General features: G+C 58.5%; 25 protein-coding genes. All 25 read right to left on the bottom strand.

Annotated features, from left to right (window positions below):
- Nucleotide 1: 1 nt before the first annotated feature.
- Complete coding sequence (gene rpmD, locus ACGLWX_RS12785) at nt 2-184, bottom strand: 50S ribosomal protein L30 (RefSeq protein WP_252105875.1); 183 nt, start codon at nt 182-184, stop codon at nt 2-4.
- A 6-nt stretch (nt 185-190) separates the two neighbouring features.
- Nucleotides 191-691 carry a 30S ribosomal protein S5 gene (gene rpsE, locus ACGLWX_RS12780; protein WP_252105874.1) on the bottom strand — a complete coding sequence of 167 codons (501 nt, stop codon included), beginning with the start codon at nt 689-691 and terminating at the stop codon, nt 191-193.
- A 12-nt stretch (nt 692-703) separates the two neighbouring features.
- Nucleotides 704-1,054: a 50S ribosomal protein L18 gene (rplR, locus tag ACGLWX_RS12775; protein ID WP_008959159.1), complete on the bottom strand. Its 351-nt coding sequence runs from the start codon at nt 1,052-1,054 to the stop codon at nt 704-706.
- A gap of 9 nt (nt 1,055-1,063) precedes the next feature.
- Entirely contained in the window at nt 1,064-1,594 is a 531-nt protein-coding gene (rplF, locus tag ACGLWX_RS12770) for a 50S ribosomal protein L6 (RefSeq protein ID WP_252105873.1), read from the bottom strand.
- Nucleotides 1,595-1,603: 9 nt separating this feature from the next.
- Nucleotides 1,604-1,996 (bottom strand): 30S ribosomal protein S8, encoded by a 393-nt coding sequence (rpsH, locus tag ACGLWX_RS12765; RefSeq protein ID WP_252105872.1) that lies wholly within the window; start codon nt 1,994-1,996, stop codon nt 1,604-1,606.
- 32 nt (nt 1,997-2,028) lie between these two features.
- The gene (gene rpsN, locus ACGLWX_RS12760; RefSeq protein WP_252105871.1) at nt 2,029-2,334 is read right to left on the bottom strand and encodes a 30S ribosomal protein S14; all 306 of its coding nucleotides are present in this window, start codon (nt 2,332-2,334) and stop codon (nt 2,029-2,031) included.
- A 10-nt stretch (nt 2,335-2,344) separates the two neighbouring features.
- Nucleotides 2,345-2,884 carry a 50S ribosomal protein L5 gene (rplE, locus tag ACGLWX_RS12755; RefSeq protein ID WP_252105870.1) on the bottom strand — a complete coding sequence of 180 codons (540 nt, stop codon included), beginning with the start codon at nt 2,882-2,884 and terminating at the stop codon, nt 2,345-2,347.
- Nucleotides 2,885-2,902: 18 nt separating this feature from the next.
- Nucleotides 2,903-3,217: a 50S ribosomal protein L24 gene (gene rplX, locus ACGLWX_RS12750; RefSeq protein ID WP_252105869.1), complete on the bottom strand. Its 315-nt coding sequence runs from the start codon at nt 3,215-3,217 to the stop codon at nt 2,903-2,905.
- Between the two features lie 14 nt (nt 3,218-3,231).
- On the bottom strand, nt 3,232-3,603 hold the full coding sequence (rplN, locus tag ACGLWX_RS12745; protein ID WP_252105868.1) for a 50S ribosomal protein L14: 372 nt from the start codon (nt 3,601-3,603) through the stop codon (nt 3,232-3,234).
- A 50-nt stretch (nt 3,604-3,653) separates the two neighbouring features.
- Complete coding sequence (gene rpsQ, locus ACGLWX_RS12740) at nt 3,654-3,914, bottom strand: 30S ribosomal protein S17 (protein WP_027337515.1); 261 nt, start codon at nt 3,912-3,914, stop codon at nt 3,654-3,656.
- Between the two features lies 1 nt (nt 3,915).
- Nucleotides 3,916-4,107 (bottom strand): 50S ribosomal protein L29, encoded by a 192-nt coding sequence (gene rpmC / locus ACGLWX_RS12735; RefSeq protein WP_252105867.1) that lies wholly within the window; start codon nt 4,105-4,107, stop codon nt 3,916-3,918.
- On the bottom strand, nt 4,107-4,520 hold the full coding sequence (gene rplP, locus ACGLWX_RS12730; protein WP_252105866.1) for a 50S ribosomal protein L16: 414 nt from the start codon (nt 4,518-4,520) through the stop codon (nt 4,107-4,109). The genes rpmC and rplP overlap by 1 nt, the downstream gene beginning before the upstream one ends.
- A 15-nt stretch (nt 4,521-4,535) precedes the next feature.
- Nucleotides 4,536-5,240, bottom strand: a complete 705-nt coding sequence (gene rpsC / locus ACGLWX_RS12725; RefSeq protein WP_252105865.1) for a 30S ribosomal protein S3 — start codon at nt 5,238-5,240, stop codon at nt 4,536-4,538.
- A gap of 11 nt (nt 5,241-5,251) precedes the next feature.
- Nucleotides 5,252-5,584: a 50S ribosomal protein L22 gene (rplV, locus tag ACGLWX_RS12720; protein ID WP_252105864.1), complete on the bottom strand. Its 333-nt coding sequence runs from the start codon at nt 5,582-5,584 to the stop codon at nt 5,252-5,254.
- An 18-nt stretch (nt 5,585-5,602) separates the two neighbouring features.
- Nucleotides 5,603-5,878 (bottom strand): 30S ribosomal protein S19, encoded by a 276-nt coding sequence (rpsS, locus tag ACGLWX_RS12715; RefSeq protein WP_027337511.1) that lies wholly within the window; start codon nt 5,876-5,878, stop codon nt 5,603-5,605.
- Between the two features lie 33 nt (nt 5,879-5,911).
- Nucleotides 5,912-6,742 carry a 50S ribosomal protein L2 gene (rplB, locus tag ACGLWX_RS12710; protein WP_252105863.1) on the bottom strand — a complete coding sequence of 277 codons (831 nt, stop codon included), beginning with the start codon at nt 6,740-6,742 and terminating at the stop codon, nt 5,912-5,914.
- 17 nt (nt 6,743-6,759) lie between these two features.
- Nucleotides 6,760-7,056, bottom strand: a complete 297-nt coding sequence (gene rplW / locus ACGLWX_RS12705; protein ID WP_252105862.1) for a 50S ribosomal protein L23 — start codon at nt 7,054-7,056, stop codon at nt 6,760-6,762.
- Nucleotides 7,053-7,658, bottom strand: a complete 606-nt coding sequence (gene rplD / locus ACGLWX_RS12700; protein ID WP_396240163.1) for a 50S ribosomal protein L4 — start codon at nt 7,656-7,658, stop codon at nt 7,053-7,055. The genes rplW and rplD overlap by 4 nt, the downstream gene beginning before the upstream one ends.
- A gap of 15 nt (nt 7,659-7,673) precedes the next feature.
- Entirely contained in the window at nt 7,674-8,312 is a 639-nt protein-coding gene (gene rplC / locus ACGLWX_RS12695) for a 50S ribosomal protein L3 (RefSeq protein ID WP_252105860.1), read from the bottom strand.
- Nucleotides 8,313-8,460: 148 nt separating this feature from the next.
- On the bottom strand, nt 8,461-8,772 hold the full coding sequence (gene rpsJ / locus ACGLWX_RS12690; RefSeq protein ID WP_009098983.1) for a 30S ribosomal protein S10: 312 nt from the start codon (nt 8,770-8,772) through the stop codon (nt 8,461-8,463).
- Nucleotides 8,773-8,930: 158 nt separating this feature from the next.
- Complete coding sequence (gene tuf / locus ACGLWX_RS12685; RefSeq protein ID WP_252105859.1) at nt 8,931-10,124, bottom strand: elongation factor Tu; 1,194 nt, start codon at nt 10,122-10,124, stop codon at nt 8,931-8,933.
- Nucleotides 10,125-10,153: 29 nt separating this feature from the next.
- On the bottom strand, nt 10,154-12,277 hold the full coding sequence (gene fusA / locus ACGLWX_RS12680; protein ID WP_252105858.1) for an elongation factor G: 2,124 nt from the start codon (nt 12,275-12,277) through the stop codon (nt 10,154-10,156).
- A gap of 151 nt (nt 12,278-12,428) precedes the next feature.
- Nucleotides 12,429-12,899, bottom strand: a complete 471-nt coding sequence (gene rpsG, locus ACGLWX_RS12675) for a 30S ribosomal protein S7 (protein ID WP_252105857.1) — start codon at nt 12,897-12,899, stop codon at nt 12,429-12,431.
- Nucleotides 12,900-13,015: 116 nt separating this feature from the next.
- Entirely contained in the window at nt 13,016-13,390 is a 375-nt protein-coding gene (gene rpsL / locus ACGLWX_RS12670) for a 30S ribosomal protein S12 (RefSeq protein WP_252105856.1), read from the bottom strand.
- A gap of 199 nt (nt 13,391-13,589) precedes the next feature.
- On the bottom strand, nt 13,590-17,804 hold the full coding sequence (gene rpoC / locus ACGLWX_RS12665) for a DNA-directed RNA polymerase subunit beta' (RefSeq protein WP_252105855.1): 4,215 nt from the start codon (nt 17,802-17,804) through the stop codon (nt 13,590-13,592).
- Between the last annotated feature and the right edge of the window lie 7 nt (nt 17,805-17,811).

Genomic DNA, 17,811 nt, shown 5'->3' with positions numbered 1-17,811 from the left:
ATTACTCTCCCTCAACGCGCACAAGGTAGGTCACCTTGTGGATCATGCCGCGTACGGCCGGGGTGTCTTCCAGTTCAACCGTATGACCGATGCGACGCAGGCCCAGACCTTTCATGGTCGCCTTATGCTTGGGCAAAACGCCGATGGTGCTGCGGACCTGGGTAACCTTGATCAAAGCTGCCATGGTGTCTTACCCCGTAATCGCTTCGACAGACAGACCGCGCTTGGCGGCCACGTCGTCCGGTGATTGCATGGAGGCGAGACCGTTAACGGTCGCACGCACCACGTTTACCGGGTTGGTGGAACCGTAGCACTTGGCCAGTACGTCGTGGACACCGGCAAGCTCCAGTACGGAGCGCATGGCGCCACCGGCGATGATGCCGGTACCTTCGGAAGCCGGCTGCATGTACACCTTGGAGGCACCGTGACGGGCCTTGACCGGGTACTGCAGCGTTTGGCCTGCCAGGTTGACCTTGACCATGTTGCGACGCGCCTGATCCATCGCCTTCTGGATCGCGACCGGCACTTCACGCGCCTTGCCACGACCGAAACCGACACGACCTTTACCATCACCAACGACGGTCAGCGCGGTGAAGCCGAAAATACGACCACCCTTGACCACCTTGGCGACGCGGTTGACCTGCACCAATTTCTCTTGCAGATCACCGCTTTGCTGTTCGTTCTTCGCCATCGTAAAAACCCTTTAGAATTCCAGGCCGCCTTCACGAGCGGCGTCGGCCAGAGCCTTGACGCGACCGTGATATTTAAAGCCAGCACGATCGAAGGCCACCTGGGTGATGCCTGCTTCTTTAGCGCGTTCGGCGATCAGAGCGCCCACCTTGGAGGCGGCGTCCGAGTTACCGGTCGCACCCTCGCGCAGTGCCTTGTCCAGCGTGGAAGCGCTGGCCAACACTTTGCCACCATCCGGCGAGATAATCTGCGCATAGATGTGACGCGGGGTACGGTTGACGCACAGGCGATACACGCCCAGCTCGCGGATCTTGGCGCGAGCGCGGCGGGCACGACGGAGACGAGATTCTTTCTTCGCGTTCATAACCCTGCCTTACTTCTTCTTGGCTTCTTTACGGCGGACCTGCTCGTCGCCATAACGAACACCCTTGCCTTTGTACGGCTCGGGCGGACGGAAGGCGCGGATTTCCGCGGCGCACTGACCGAGCTTCTGCTTGTCCGCGCTTTTCAGCACGATAGTGGTGTTTTTCGGCGTTTCCGCTGTAACACCTTCAGGCAGTTCGTAGTCGACCGGGTGCGAGAAGCCCAGTGAAAGATTGAGCGTCTGGCCTTTCGCTTGCGCGCGATAACCGACGCCAACAATTTCGAGAGTTCGTGTAAAACCCTCGGATACGCCCGTGACCAGGTTCTGAACCAGGGCGCGGGTAGTACCGGCCATTGCCCAGCTCTTGGCAGATTCGCTCGGGGCGAAGGTCAGCTGGCCGTCTTCCTGACCGACCACCACGTCCTGGTGAATCGGCATGGACAGCGTGCCCAAACCACCTTTGGCGGTCAGCTGATCGTCGTTGATTTTAACGTCAACGCCGGCAGGCACTTTAACCGGATATTTCGCTATGCGGGACATTCCAGCCTCCTAGAATACGGTGCAGATGACTTCGCCACCGACGCCAGCCTGGCGCGCGGCACGATCGGTCATGACACCATTAGAGGTGGTGACAATCGCGATACCCAGACCATCGGCGACCTTGGGCAGATTGCTCTTGCCCTTGTATTGACGCAGAGACGGCTTGGAAACCCGCTGAATGTGCTCGATGACCGGCTTACCCTCGAAGTATTTCAGGGTAACGGTGAGCTCGGGCTTGACGCCTTCAGCAACCGTGAAGTCGGCGATATAGCCTTCTTCTTTTAGCACGCGGGCCACTTCCACTTTCAACTTGGAAGACGGCATGACTGCCGTCTCCTTGGTGGCCATCTGCGCATTACGGATACGGGTAAACATATCCGCCAGAGTATCTTGCATGCTCATTTAATGTGCGCTCCTGATGAATCTACGTGGCGTTACCAGCTGGACTTTTTGAGCCCAGGGACGTCGCCACGCATGGCGGCTTCACGCAGCTTGTTACGGCCAAGGCCGAACTTGTTGTAAAAACCGTGCGGACGGCCAGTGATGCGGCAGCGGTTAGTCCGACGCACCGGGCTCGAGTCACGCGGCAGTTGCTGCAGTTTCAGCGTCGCCTCGAAGCGGTCTTCATCGGTCGTGTTCACGTCCGAGATGATCTTCTTGAGCTCAGCGCGCTTGGCCGCGTACTTCTCGACCAGCTCTGCACGCTTTTGTTCACGCTCTACCATGCTTTTCTTAGCCATGATCCAACCCTTATTTCTTGAACGGGAAGTTCAGTGCAGCTAGCAGCGCACGACCTTCCTCGTCGGTGTTGGCGGTAGTGGTGATGGTGACGTCCAACCCGCGGATACGATCGATTTTATCATACTCGATCTCCGGGAAGATGATCTGCTCACGCACACCCATGGAGTAGTTGCCACGACCGTCGAAGGACTTCGGGTTGAGACCACGGAAGTCACGCACGCGAGGAATCGCGATGTTCACCAGACGGTCCAAAAAGTCCCACATGCGCTCAGCGCGCAGCGTTACCTTGATACCGATTGGCCAGCCTTCGCGCACCTTGAAGCCCGCGATGGACTTACGTGCCTTGGTCACCAGCGGCTTTTGACCGGAAAGCTTCTCCAGGTCGCCGACGGCATTGTCGATCAGCTTTTTATCGCTGACCGCTTCGCCGATACCCATGTTCAGAGTCACTTTCGTGATCCGGGGTACCTGCATTACGTTGGCGTAGCTAAACTGCTCTTTGAGTTGAGCCACCACCTCGTTTTGATAACGTTCTTTCAAGTTCGCCATTGTGCTACCCGACTCGCGTTAGGCGTCGATCTGCGTCTGCGTCGACTTGTAGATACGTACCTTGGTACCGTCTTCCTTCACCTGGAAGCCGACGCGATCCGCCTTACCGGTCTCCGAATTGAAGATGGCTACGTTGGACGCGTGAATCGGAGCCTCACGCTCGACGATACCGCCCTGATTTCCCGCCATGGGATTGGCTTTGGTGTGACGCTTGATCATGTTCACACCGGACACCACGAAGCGGTTTTCCATTACCCGCTTAACAGTGCCGCGCTTGCCTTTATCCTTCCCGGCGATGACGATGACTTCATCGTCACGTTTGATCTTTTGCATATTCGCCTCGCTCCTTACAGCACTTCAGGCGCTAAGGAAATGATCTTCATGAACCGCTCATTACGCAGTTCACGAGTGACCGGACCGAAAATACGGGTGCCGATCGGCTGTTCGTTGGTGTTGTTCAACAAAACCGCCGCATTTCCATCGAAACGAATAAGCGACCCGTCGTTACGACGGACACCGCTACGGGTGCGAACGACCACCGCTTTCAGGACCTGGCCTTTTTTGACCTTGCCCCGCGGAATGGCTTCTTTCACCGTTACCTTGATGACATCACCTACGCGAGCGTAGCGACGGTGTGAACCGCCTAGCACCTTGATGCACTGCACCCGGCGCGCTCCGCTGTTGTCGGCGACATCCAGCATTGTCTGAGTCTGAATCATCGGTTTTCTCCAAACCTAATCTGACTGCACTGGTTGGAAGACCGAGGGAATTAACCCTTGGCCTGCTCGACCACCTCGACCAGCGTCCAGGCTTTCTTCTTGGAAAGCGGACGGCACTCCTGAATGGAAACCGTGTCGCCTGCCTTCGCCTGGTTCGCCTCATCATGGGCGTGCAGCTTGGTGGAGCGCTTAACGTATTTTCCGTAGATCGGGTGACGCTCACGACGCTCGATCATGACGACGATGGATTTCTCCATCTTGTCGCTCACCACCTTACCGGTGAGCGTACGGGCTTTTTTCTCTTCGGCCATCTCAATCACCTGCCTTCTCGTTGAGCAAAGTCTTCACGCGGGCGATATCCCGACGGACCTGCTTGAGCAGATGAGTCTGGCTCAGTTGGCCGGAGGCCTTCTGCATGCGCAGGTTAAACTGCTCGCGGAGGAGCTCGAGGAGCTGCTCTTGGAGCTCTCCTGCGGACTTTTCACGAATTTCTTGGGCTTTCATCACATCACCGTCCGTTTTGCAAAGGTGGTGGACAAGGGCATCTTCTGTGCGGCCAGGTCAAACGCTTCACGGGCCAGCTCTTCAGATACGCCTTCAATTTCATACAGGACCCGACCCGGCTGGATCTGGGCTACCCAGTACTCAACGGAACCCTTACCTTTACCCATACGAACTTCGAGTGGTTTCTTGGAGATCGGCTTGTCCGGGAATACGCGGATCCAGATCTTACCGCCACGCTTGACGTGACGTGTGATCGCACGACGGCCAGCTTCGATCTGACGGGCCGTGATGCGGCCGCGACCGGTAGCTTTCAGGCCGTACTCCCCGAAGCTGATCTTGCTTCCGCGATGCGCCAGACCACGGTTGCGGCCTTTCTGCATCTTGCGGAATTTCATACGCTTGGGCTGTAACATCGACTCGCTCTCCCCTTACCTGGAACCTTTCTTCTTGGGCGCGTTGCCGGAAGGCTGTTGCTGCTTCGCCTTGGCACGTACTTCCTCGATACCGCCGAGGATTTCGCCCTTGAAGATCCACACTTTGACGCCGATGACGCCGTAGGTGGTGTGAGCTTCGAAGGTGGCGTAGTCAATGTCCGCACGCAGGGTATGCAGCGGAACGCGACCTTCACGGTACCATTCGGTACGGGCGATTTCGGCGCCACCCAGACGACCGGACAGCTGGATCTTGATACCGCCAGCGCCCAAACGCATTGCGTTTTGTACCGCGCGCTTCATCGCACGACGGAACATCACGCGACGCTCCAGCTGACCCGCAACGTTCGCGGCGACGAGCTTGGCGTCGAGTTCCGGCTTGCGAACTTCTTCGATGTTCACGTGAACCGGAACGCCCATCATCTCGGTGAGGTCGCGACGCAGGCGGTCGACGTCTTCACCTTTCTTGCCAATCACGATACCCGGACGGGCAGTGTGAATGGTGATGCGGGCATTGTTCGCAGGGCGCTCGATGTGAATATGGCTCACGGAGGCGTTTTTCAGGCGCTCTTCCAGGAAGCTGCGCACTGCGAGATCGTTGTTGAGCTTATCGGCGTAAGCGCCGCGCTCGGCATACCAGACAGAAGCATGGTCTTTGACAATGCCCAGTCGAATGCCTATTGGATTGACTTTCTGACCCATCTGGTCGACTCCTACTTCTCGGCTACCTTGACGGTGATGTGGCAGGTGCGCTTCAAGATACGATCTGCGCGGCCTTTGGCGCGCGGCTTGATACGCTTGAGCGTCATGCCCTCATCGACGCAGATGGTCGAGACACGCAGCTCGTCGATGTCCATGCCGTTATTTTCTTCCGCATTCGCGATGGCGGACTGAAGCGTTTTCTTGACCAGTTTGGCAGCCTTCTTCGGTGAGAAGGTCAGCAGGTCAATAGCTTCGGCGACCGGTTTACCGCGCACCTGGTCAGCCACCAAACGGGCCTTCTGGGCGGATAAACGAGCGCCACGCAGCTTAGCTGTGACTTCCATCTCTCAATCCTCTCTGGCTTACCGTTTGGCTTTCTTGTCCGCCACATGCCCGCGATACGTGCGAGTGGCAGCGAATTCGCCCAGTTTATGACCCACCATTTCCTCGGAGACGTGCACCGGGACATGCTGGCGTCCGTTATGGACTGCGATGGTGAGACCTACCATGTTGGGCAGAATCATCGAACGACGCGACCAGGTCTTGATCGGTTTGCGGTCGTTCTTTTCCACTGCAGCCTCAACCTTCTTCAAAAGATGAAGGTCAATGAAGGGACCTTTCTTTAGTGAACGTGGCACAGCCGTTACCTCTTAATGTCTTGGCAATTTCGATCAACGCGTCTTGTTACGACGACGGATGATCAGCTTGTCGGTGCGCTTGTTCTTACGCGTCTTATGACCCTTGGTCGGCATACCCCACGGGGATACCGGATGACGGCCACCGCTGGTGCGGCCTTCACCACCACCGTGCGGGTGATCCACCGGGTTCATCGCGACACCGCGAACAGTCGGGCGCACGCCTCTCCAGCGCTTCGCACCGGCCTTGCCAAGTTGACGCAGGCTGTGCTCGGAGTTGCTCACTTCGCCCAGAGTCGCGCGGCACTCGGCCAGGATCTTGCGCATTTCGCCAGAGCGAAGACGCAAGGTGGCGTAGTTGCCTTCACGCGCAACCAGCTGTGCGCTAGTACCGGCACTGCGAGCAATCTGCGCGCCTTTACCCGGCTTCAGCTCGATCGCGTGAACGGTCGAACCCAGCGGGATGTTGCGCAGCGGCAAGGCATTGCCTTTCTTGATGGCGGCGTTGACACCGGATTCCAGCACGTCACCCGCGCTGACACCTTTCGGTGCGATGATGTAACGACGTTCGCCATCGGCGTACTTCAGCAGCGCAATGTGCGCGCTGCGGTTCGGATCGTGCTCGAGGCGCTCAACGGTGGCCGGAATGCCATCCTTGGTGCGCTTGAAGTCGATCAGACGGTAGTGCTGACGGTGACCACCGCCCACGTGGCGGGTGGTGATGCGACCGTAGTTGTTACGGCCACCGGACTTGGACTGTTTTTCCAAAAGCGGCGCGTAAGCACGGCCCTTGTACAGTTCCTCACCAACGATCTTGACGACGTGGCGACGACCGGCGGATGTGGGTTTGGTCTTGACGATTGCCATTATCCGTACTCCTGCCCTTATTCGGCGCCAGAGAAGTCTTCGAGCGTTTCACCCGCAGCCAGGGTCACATACGCTTTGCGGTAACCCTTACGCAGGCCAACGCCATGAGCAGTACGCTTGGTCTTGCCCTTGACGTTCAGTGTCTGAACGCTGCCGACCTTCTTGCCGAACAGTGCTTCGACGGCTTTCTTGATCTCGGGCTTGGTAGCGTCACTCGCTACCTTGAAGACGTACTGGTTGCGCTCGGCGGCCATCGCGGCCTTTTCGGTCACGTGCGGTCCAAGCAGAACCTTAAATACGCGTTCCTGGTTCATGCCAGCTTCTCCTCGAATTTACGCAGGGCGGAGACGGTGATCAGGACCTTATCGAAGGCCACCAGGCTCACCGGATCGGCTGCCGTGACATCCACCACGTTGACGTGGGGAAGGTTGCGAGCGGCTAGATAGAGCGTCTCGTCGATCTCTTCGGTGACGATCAACACTTTCTCAAGGTTGAGCTCTTTCAGCTTGGCAGCGACCTGCTTGGTCTTGGGCGCGTCCACGGTGAACTCTTCAACCGCCACCAGACGTTCCTGGCGAACGAGCTCGGACAGAATGGAGCGCATCGCCGCACGGTACATCTTGCGGTTAACCTTCTGGGAGTGATCCTGCGGGCGAGCCGCGAAGGTTACGCCGCCGCTGCGCCATAGCGGCGAGCGGATGGTGCCGGCACGTGCGCGACCAGTGCCCTTCTGACGCCACGGCTTCTTACCACCACCGCGAACTTCAGAACGGTTCTTTTGAGCGCGAGTACCCTGACGCGCACCGGCCAAATAGGCGGTGACGACCTGGTGAACGAGCGCTTCGTTGAATTCTTTGCCAAAAGTGGCGTCGGCTACTTCAACGGTACCCGTGCCTGCAGCAAGATTCAGATTCATTGGTAATTATCCCCTTCAGCCAGCTTTCACGGCGCTGCGAACGATGACGTCGCTACCGGTTGCACCCGGAACAGCACCCTTGATTAGCAGCAGGTTACGCTCGGCATCGACACGGACGATTTCAAGGCTTTGCACGGTGCAGCGGACGTTGCCCATCTGACCGGCCATTTTCTTGCCTTTGAATACGCGACCCGGGGTCTGACACATGCCGATAGAACCCGGCGCGCGGTGCGACAGGGAGTTACCATGGCTGTTGTCTTGGGTACGGAAGTTCCAGCGCTTAACAGCACCCTGGAAGCCTTTACCCTTGGAGGTGCCGGTCACGTCGATCATTTGACCAGCTTCGAAGAGGGATACGGTGAGTTCGCCACCCACTTCAGGAGCTTCTTCGCCTTCTGCAAGACGGAATTCCATCAGTGAACGACCAGCCTCAACACCCGCCTTGGCAAACTGTCCAGCTTGCGCTTTGGTGAGGTGCTTGGCTTTGCGAGAGCCTGTGGTGACCTGTACCGCTGCGTAGCCGTCGGATTCGACGGTTTTAACGCGCGTGACACGGTTAGGATCCACTTCAATAACGGTTACGGGAACGGACGAGCCGTCTTCGGTAAAGACACGGGTCATCCCGGCCTTTTTACCGACTAAACCGATAGTCATACTCAGTCTCCTATAGTGTACGGGGCTATCACCCGCTATGGCTGCCCTTTCCAGAGCATTCCACTAGCACATTGTGTGGCGTCTCACGACGCGGCGGCTGCTGATCAAAAAACGTTAATGAACGCTGGGCCGCAAGTGTCTAGTGTGATTAGTCGAGCTTGATTTGCACGTCTACGCCAGCGGCGAGGTCGAGCTTCATCAGCGCATCAACGGTTTTCTCGGTCGGCTCGACGATATCGAGCACACGCTTGTGCGTACGAATCTCATACTGATCGCGCGCGTCCTTATTGACGTGCGGAGAAATCAGGATGGTGTAGCGCTCGCGGTTGGTCGGCAGCGGGATCGGTCCACGAACCTGAGCACCAGTACGCTTAGCGGTTTCAACGATTTCCGCTGTGGACTGATCGATCAGGCGATGGTCGAACGCTTTCAACCGAATGCGAATCTTTTGGTTCTGCATTTGCCCTAAACTCCAATGGATGTCGACGGCGCGAGCCGTCTACCCACGCATTCAAAGGATGCGCATTATATGCACGTCAAAAGCACGTGTCAAACATTTGCTCATGATGCGCAGAAAAGGGGGCTCCTTGGAGCCCCCTTCGTCATTCAGCGACTAACTTACTGAACGATTTTGGCTACGACGCCAGCACCAACGGTACGGCCGCCTTCGCGAATCGCGAAGCGTAGGCCGTCTTCCATGGCGATCGGCGCGATCAGGGTAACAACCATTTGGATGTTGTCGCCCGGCATAACCATTTCAACGCCTTCCGGCAGTTCACAAGTACCGGTTACGTCGGTGGTACGGAAGTAGAACTGCGGACGGTAGCCCTTGAAGAACGGCGTGTGACGACCACCCTCTTCCTTGGACAGAACGTAGACTTCGGCTTCGAAGACAGTGTGCGGCTTGATGGTACCCGGCTTGGCCAGAACCTGACCACGCTCGACGTCATCACGCTTGGTACCACGCAGAAGGGCACCAACGTTCTCACCGGCACGACCTTCGTCGAGCAGCTTACGGAACATTTCGACACCGGTAACGGTGGTCTTGGTGGTGTCCTTCATACCGACGATTTCAACTTCTTCGCCAGCTTTAACGATACCGCGCTCTACACGACCGGTAACAACAGTACCGCGGCCAGAGATAGAGAATACGTCTTCGATCGGCATCAGGAACGGCTGGTCGATCGCACGCTCCGGCTCAGGGATGTAGTCATCCAGCGCCTTGATCAGGTTGGCAACGGCGGTAGTACCCATGCCGTTGTCGTCCTTGCCTTCCAGCGCCATCAGAGCGGAGCCAGTGATGATCGGTGTGTCGTCGCCCGGGAAGTCGTACTGAGACAGAAGTTCACGAACTTCCATTTCGACCAGCTCGAGGAGCTCTTCGTCATCGACCATGTCCGCCTTGTTCAGGAAGACAACGATGAACGGTACGCCAACCTGACGAGACAGCAGGATGTGCTCGCGGGTCTGCGGCATCGGGCCGTCAGCGGCAGAACATACCAGGATCGCGCCGTCCATCTGCGCAGCACCGGTGATCATGTTCTTGACGTAGTCAGCGTGTCCCGGGCAGTCAACGTGTGCGTAGTGACGCACTTCAGACTGGTACTCAACGTGAGACGTTGCGATGGTGATACCGCGCTCGCGCTCTTCCGGAGCGTTATCGATGGTATCGAATTCACGCCAGTCGCCACCGAATACTTCGGCAGACACGCGAGTCAGGGCCGCAGTCAGAGTCGTTTTACCGTGGTCGACGTGACCGATGGTGCCGACGTTGATATGCGGTTTGGAACGTTCGAATTTTTCCTTAGCCACTGCTATAACCTCTTTACGTTAGCTAACGGTTAACCGTTTTGGTTGATGACGGCTTCAACGACGCTGGAGGGCGCCTCATCGTACTTCGCGAACTCCATGGAGTAGCTCGCACGGCCCTGGGTCTGAGAGCGTAGATCGGTTGCATAACCGAACATCTCACCCAGCGGCACCGTTGCACGGATGACCTTACCTGCAGAGGAGTCATCCATGCCCTGCACCAAGCCGCGACGACGGTTCAGGTCGCCCATGACGTCACCCATAAAGTCTTCGGGAGTCACGACCTCGACCTTCATCACCGGCTCCAGCAGCACGGCCTTGGCCTTCCTGGCACCTTCTTTCACGGCCATGGAAGAAGCAATCTTGAACGCGGTCTCGTTCGAGTCCACGTCGTGGTAGGAACCATCGTACAGCGTTACTTTAACGTCGATCATCGGGTAACCCGCGATGACACCGTTTTTCAGCTGCTCGTAAGCACCCTTTTCTACCGCCGGCACGTATTCCTTCGGAACCACGCCGCCCACGATTTCAGAGTTGAACTTGAAGAAGATTTCGTCTTCGCCTTCACCCTTCTCTTCAGCGGTCAGCGGCTCGATACGCAGGTAAACGTGACCGAACTGACCACGACCACCGGACTGACGTACGAACTTGCCTTCCTGCTCGACGCTGCCGCGAATGGTTTCGCGGTAGGCGACCTGCGGCTTACCGATATTGGCATCAACCTTGAACTCGCGACGCATGCGGTCAACGATGATGTCCAGGTGAAGCTCACCCATACCGGAAATGATGGTCTGGCCGGTCTCTTCGTCGGTTTTCACTTGGAAAGAGGGATCTTCCTGGGCCAGTTTGCCCAGTGCCACGCCCATTTTTTCCTGGTCGGCTTTCGACTTCGGCTCGACCGCGACCGAGATAACCGGATCCGGGAACTCCATGCGCTCAAGGATAATCTTGTTATCGATGTCGCACAGGGTGTCACCGGTGGTGACGTCCTTCAGACCGATACAGGCGGCGATATCGCCGGCCAGGATTTCTTTGATCTCTTCACGCGAGTTGGAGTGCATCTGTACGATACGACCCACACGCTCTTTCTTGCCCTTGACGGAGTTGTACACACCGTCGCCAGACTTCAGAACGCCCGAGTAGACGCGGATGAAGGTCAGGGTACCGACGAAGGGGTCGGTCGCGATCTTGAACGCCAGCGCCGCGAAGGGCTGGTTGTCGTCGGCTTCGCGGGTGGCGATGGTACCGTCTTTATCGTCCAGCTCACCTTCGATCGCTTTAACTTCGGTCGGAGACGGCATGTACTCGATAACGCCGTCGAGAACCGCCTGTACGCCCTTGTTCTTGAACGCGGAGCCACAGGTGACCAGGACGACTTCGTTGGCGAGGGTACGCGCACGAAGGCCGGCCTTGATCTCTTCGATGGTCAAGTCACCCTCTTCGAGGTACTTGTCCATCAGCTCTTCAGACGCTTCCGCAGCACACTCGACCATCTCTTCGCGGTACTTCTCGGCGGTCTCTTTGAGCTCGTCCGGAATGTCCACGAGGTCGTAGTTCATGCCAAGGCTCGCCTCGTCCCACAGAATCGCTTTCATCTGCAGCAGGTCGATAACGCCCTTGAAGTCTTCCTCGGTGCCCCAGTTGATCTGGATCGGCACGGCGTTGGCGCCTAGACGATCTTTCAGCTGGTCGACGACCATGAAGAAGTCAGCGCCGGTACGGTCCATCTTGTTGACGAACACCATGCGCGGAACTTCGTACTTGTTGGCCTGACGCCATACGGTTTCGGTCTGCGGCTGAACACCGGAGGAGCCACACAGAACGACGACCGCACCATCGAGAACACGCAGAGAACGCTCGACTTCGATGGTGAAGTCAACGTGTCCGGGGGTATCGATGATGTTAATGCGGTGCTCGTCGAACTGCTTGTTCATGCCCTGCCAGAAACAGGTGGTCGCAGCTGAGGTGATAGTGATACCACGCTCCTGCTCCTGCTCCATCCAGTCCATGGTCGCCGCACCGTCGTGCACTTCGCCCACTTTGTGGGAAAGGCCGGTGTAAAACAGTACGCGCTCAGTTGTCGTGGTTTTACCCGCGTCAACGTGAGCGACGATGCCGATATTGCGATAACGCTTTAGTGGAGTCTTGCGTGCCACGGTGAAACTCCCGTTAGTTGGCGATGCTATTGGATCCTGCGACTTCTTTTATGCCACCGCCGCCATCAGCGGATAGCGGCGGTGGGTTGCGGCGAGGCTCGAGCGCGACGCACGCAACGGGTTAAAAGAAACCCACTCAGCAACGCCGAGCTTAGAAACGATAGTGAGAGAAGGCCTTGTTGGCTTCAGCCATACGATGCACGTCTTCACGCTTCTTGACAGCGGAGCCCTTGCCTTCGGCGGCGTCCAGCATTTCGCCTGCAAGGCGCTGAACCATCGTTTTTTCACCGCGGCGACGCGCAGCGTCTACCAGCCAGCGCATAGCCAGCGCCTGGCGGCGAGACGGACGAACTTCAACCGGCACCTGATAGGTCGCACCGCCAACGCGGCGCGATTTCACTTCGACCATCGGCTGAATGGTTTCCAGCGCTTTGTCGAAGATTTCCAGCGGCTCTTCATTACTACGCTCGGCAACCCTGTCCAACGCACCGTATACGATGCGCTCAGCTACGGACTTTTTGCCGCTGACCATCAGGTGGTTCATGAACTTCGCCAGGCGGTCACTTCCGAACTTCGGATCCGGCAGGATTTCGCGTTTGGCTACAACTCTTCTTCTAGGCATGATAAGCCCTCAATTAAGGATCCTTCAGGTAAACCCGGGGCTTACGGTCGCCTTATGGCGTTGCCCGACCTTACTCTTATCAGACCAGCAAATTCGTATTAAAGAGACCGCGAGTCTTAGGACTTCGGCTTCTTGGTACCGTACTTGGAACGACCCTGACGACGGTTCTGTACGCCGGAGGTGTCGAGCGCGCCGCGAACGGTGTGATAACGCACACCGGGCAAGTCTTTTACACGACCGCCACGGATCAGAACAACGGAGTGTTCCTGCAGGTTGTGACCTTCACCACCGATGTAGGAAGAGACTTCGAACCCGTTGGTCAGGCGCACACGGCAAACCTTACGCAGGGCCGAGTTCGGCTTCTTCGGGGTGGTGGTGTAAACGCGGGTACAAACGCCGCGCTTTTGCGGGCAGGCCTGAAGCGCGGGCACGTCACTTTTCGTGACGGGGCGCTTGCGCGGCTTGCGCACTAGCTGATTAATCGTTGCCATGGTGTTTAGCTGACTCCAATGGTTGCCTTGGCCTTTTTAGCGGTGCGGGCGCACCCACCCCACTGTTAAAGGCTGCGCATTCTAATGGCTCACCCCGGGTTTCGTCAAGCCCCGCCGGCGTTTTGCCGGCGGAACCGCGCCCCTGGGGCCAGCCGCCTGGTGAATCACTCGACCGCGTGACTCGACACCTTCGAGCTGATTACAGCTCGTCGTCGGTGTCGAGAGCGGTGAGCTGAGCACCCAGCTCCTGTTCGACCTCGGTCGCCGAGGGATTGAACAGACGCTCGACGTCTTCGCGCTTGCGACGACGCTCGGCGTGGTGAGTCAAACCGGTACCAGCCGGAATAAGACGTCCCACCACGACGTTTTCTTTCAAACCGCGCAAGTAGTCACGCTTGCCGGTGACTGCCGCTTCGGTCAGTACCCGCGTGGTCTCCTGGAACGAGGCCGCCGAAATGAACGACTCGGTCGCCAGGCTCGCCTTGGTGATACCCAACAGCAGACGCGTGTACTTGGCCGGGAACTTGCCTTCTTTCTCGAGACGCTCGTTCTGCTCGAGTACGCGCACAAGCTCTGCCTGGTCACCGGTGATGAAGTCGGAGTCACCGGAATCGGTGATTTCGACCTTGCGCAGCATCTGACGCACGATGACTTCGATGTGCTTGTCGTTGATGCCTACGCCCTGCAGACGGTAAACGTCCTGCACCTCGGCGGTGATGTACTTGGCCAGCTCCGCCACGCCCAGAAGACGCAGAATGTCGTGCGGGTTGCTCGGGCCATCGGAGATGACCTCACCCTTCTCGACGGTCTCGCCTTCGAACACGGCGATCTGGCGCCACTTGGGAATCAGCGCCTCGAAGGGATCGCCGGATTCCGGGGTGATCGTCAGACGACGCTTGCCCTTGGTCTCCTTACCGAAGCTCACCACGCCGCTGATCTCGGCAAGAATCGACGATTCCTTGGGCTTGCGCGCCTCGAACAGATCCGCCACGCGCGGCAGACCACCGGTGATGTCCTTGTTACCGGACGCCTCGACCGGAATACGGGCGACGACTTCACCCACGCCGATGGCGGTACCATCGTCGACGGAGATGATCGAGTTACCCGGCAGCAGGTACTGTACCGGCGTGTTGGAACCGGAGACCGACACGTACTCGCCGGCAGCGTCCTGCAGCATGACCATCGGGCGCTTGTCGCGGCCAGCCATCGGGCGCGCCGCGGACTCGATTACCTCGATGGAAGAGAGGCCGGTCATCTCATCGACGGAGCGGTGCATGGTGACACCCTCGTCAAGGTCGATGAACTGCGCTTTACCTTCCACCTCGGCCACGATCGGATGCGTGTGCGGGTCCCACTTGGCCACGGTCGCACCGGCATCGACGACGTCGCCGTCGCGTACCGACAGTTCGGCACCGTAGGGCAGCTTGTAGTACTCGCGCTCACGGCCGTGGTCGTCGGCGACGGCCAGGGCGCTGGAGCGTGACACCACGACCAGTTTGCCGTCGGCGCGCTCGACGTGCTTGATGTTGTGCAGGCGGACCTTACCGCCGTGCTTGACCTGCACGCTGTCCACCGCCGAAGAACGCGAGGCCGCGCCGCCGATGTGGAACGTACGCATGGTCAGCTGGGTACCCGGCTCACCGATGGACTGCGCGGCGATGACGCCCACGGACTCACCGATGTTGACCTGGTGACCGCGGGCCAGATCGCGCCCGTAGCAGGACGAGCACACACCGTGCGGCGTGTCACAGGTAATGGTCGAGCGCACCACGATTTCGTCGACACCCATGGTGTCGAGGGCGGCGCACCACTTCTCGTCGAGCAGCGTGTTGCGCGCGATCAGCACTTCCTCGGTGCTCGGGTCGATGACGTCGAGCGCCACGACGCGGCCGAGTACACGCTGGGACAGCGGTACGATGATGTCGCCACCCTCGATGATCGGGTGCAGCGTCAAGCCGTTTTCGGTGCCGCAATCGGTCTCGGTGATGACCAGATCCTGGGCCACGTCGACCAAACGACGCGTCAGGTAACCGGAGTTGGCCGTTTTCAGGGCCGTATCCGCCAGACCTTTACGCGCACCGTGCGTCGAGATGAAGTACTGCAGTACGTTCAGGCCTTCACGGAAGTTGGCGACGATCGGCGTTTCGATGATCGAGCCATCCGGCTTGGCCATCAGACCACGCATACCGGCCAGCTGACGGATCTGAGCCGCGCTACCCCGGGCGCCGGAGTCGGCCATGATGAAGACGCTGTTGAACGAGTCCTGCTCGACTTCGTTGCCATCACGGTCGATCACGGTCTCTTTCGAGATACCGGTCATCATCGCCTTGGCCACTTTATCGTTGGCCTTGGACCAGATGTCGATGACCTTGTTGTACTTCTCACCCGCGGTCACAAGACCGGAGGAGAACTGGTCTTCGATCTCTTTGACTTCGGCTTCCGCCGCGTCGACGATCTCGGTCTTGGCGTCCGGAATGACGAAGTCGTTGACGCCGATGGACGCACCCGACCAGGTCGCCAGGCGGAAACCGGTGTACATCAGCTGGTCAGCGAAGATGACCGTGGGCTTGAGCCCGGAGCGGCGGTACACCTCGTTGATCAGCCCGGAGATCGCCTTCTTCTTCATCGGCTTGTCGATGAGCTCGAAGGGCACGCCTTCCGGCAGAATGCGGAACAGCAGCGCACGACCGACGGTGGTGTCGTAAATGGAGCGCTTGTCGCTACGCTCGCCGGTCTCTTCGTCGATCACGACTTCGTCAAGGCGTACCTTGATGCGGGCGTGCAGCGAGACGGTTTGCGTACCGAAGGCGCGCTCGACCTCGTTCAGGCCAGAGAACACCATGCCCTCGCCCTTGGCGTTGATCTTCTCGCGGGTCATGTAGTAAAGACCCAGTACCACGTCCTGAGACGGTACGATGATCGGCTCGCCGTTGGCCGGTGACAGCACGTTGTTGGTAGCCATCATCAGCGCACGGGCTTCGAGCTGGGCTTCCAGGGTCAGCGGTACGTGGACCGCCATCTGGTCGCCGTCGAAGTCGGCGTTGTAGGCCGCACACACCAGCGGGTGCAGCTGGATCGCCTTACCTTCGATCAGAAGCGGCTCGAACGCCTGGATACCGAGACGGTGCAGGGTCGGTGCGCGGTTCAAGAGTACCGGGTGCTCGCGGATGACGTCAGCGAGGATATCCCATACTTCCGGCAGCTCGCGCTCGACCATCTTCTTCGCGGCCTTGATCGTGGAGGCGTGCCCCAGCGACTGAAGCTTGGAGTAGATGAACGGCTTGAACAGTTCGAGCGCCATTTTCTTCGGCAGACCGCACTGGTGCAGACGCAGGGTCGGGCCGACGGTGATGACCGAACGACCGGAGTAGTCGACGCGTTTGCCCAGCAGGTTCTGACGGAAACGACCCTGCTTACCCTTGATCATGTCGGCCAGGGATTTCAGCGGGCGCTTGTTGGAGCCGGTGATCGCACGGCCGCGGCGGCCGTTATCCAGCAGCGCGTCGACCGCCTCCTGAAGCATACGCTTTTCGTTGCGCACGATGATGTCCGGCGCGTTCAGATCGAGCAGACGCTTCAGACGGTTGTTGCGGTTGATCACGCGGCGATACAGGTCGTTCAAATCCGACGTCGCGAAGCGGCCGCCGTCCAGCGGGACGAGCGGGCGCAGATCCGGCGGCAGCACCGGCAGCACTTCCATAACCATCCACGCCGGCGCGTTGCCGGAGTGGTAGAACGCTTCCAGAAGCTTCAAGCGCTTGGAGAGCTTCTTGATCTTGGTTTCGGAGTTGGTCTGCGGAATCTCTTCGCGCAGCGTGTTGATCTCTTCTTCCAGATCAATGTCTTTCAGAAGCTCCTGCACCGCTTCGGCGCCCATACGGGCATCGAAGTCGTCGCCGAACTCTTCGAGGGCCTCAAAGTACTGCTCGTCGTTCAACAGCTGACCACGCTCGAGCGTGGTCATGCCCGGGTCGATCACCACAAACGATTCGAAGTAGAGCACGCGCTCGATGTCACGCAGGGTCATGTCCAGGAACATGCCGATGCGCGAGGGCAGCGACTTCAAGAACCAGATGTGGGCAACCGGGCTCGCAAGCTCGATGTGGCCCATGCGCTCGCGGCGCACGGCGGCCTTGGTCACTTCGACGCCGCACTTCTCACAGATGATGCCGCGGTGCTTCATGCGCTTGTACTTGCCGCACAGGCACTCGTAGTCCTTCACTGGGCCAAAGATCTTGGCGCAGAACAGACCATCACGCTCGGGCTTGAACGTCCGGTAGTTGATGGTCTCGGGCTTTTTCACCTCGCCAAACGACCAGGAGCGAATCATGTCCGGCGACGCAAGGGTAATCTTGATCGCATCAAACTCTTCGGACTGAGACTGCGATTTGAGTACTTTCACCAAATCTTTCATTGGACAG

This window comes from Halomonas sp. HMF6819, from assembly GCF_044335525.1.
Lineage (GTDB): Bacteria > Pseudomonadota > Gammaproteobacteria > Pseudomonadales > Halomonadaceae > Vreelandella.
This window is presented reverse-complemented; position numbering and strand designations above follow the sequence as displayed.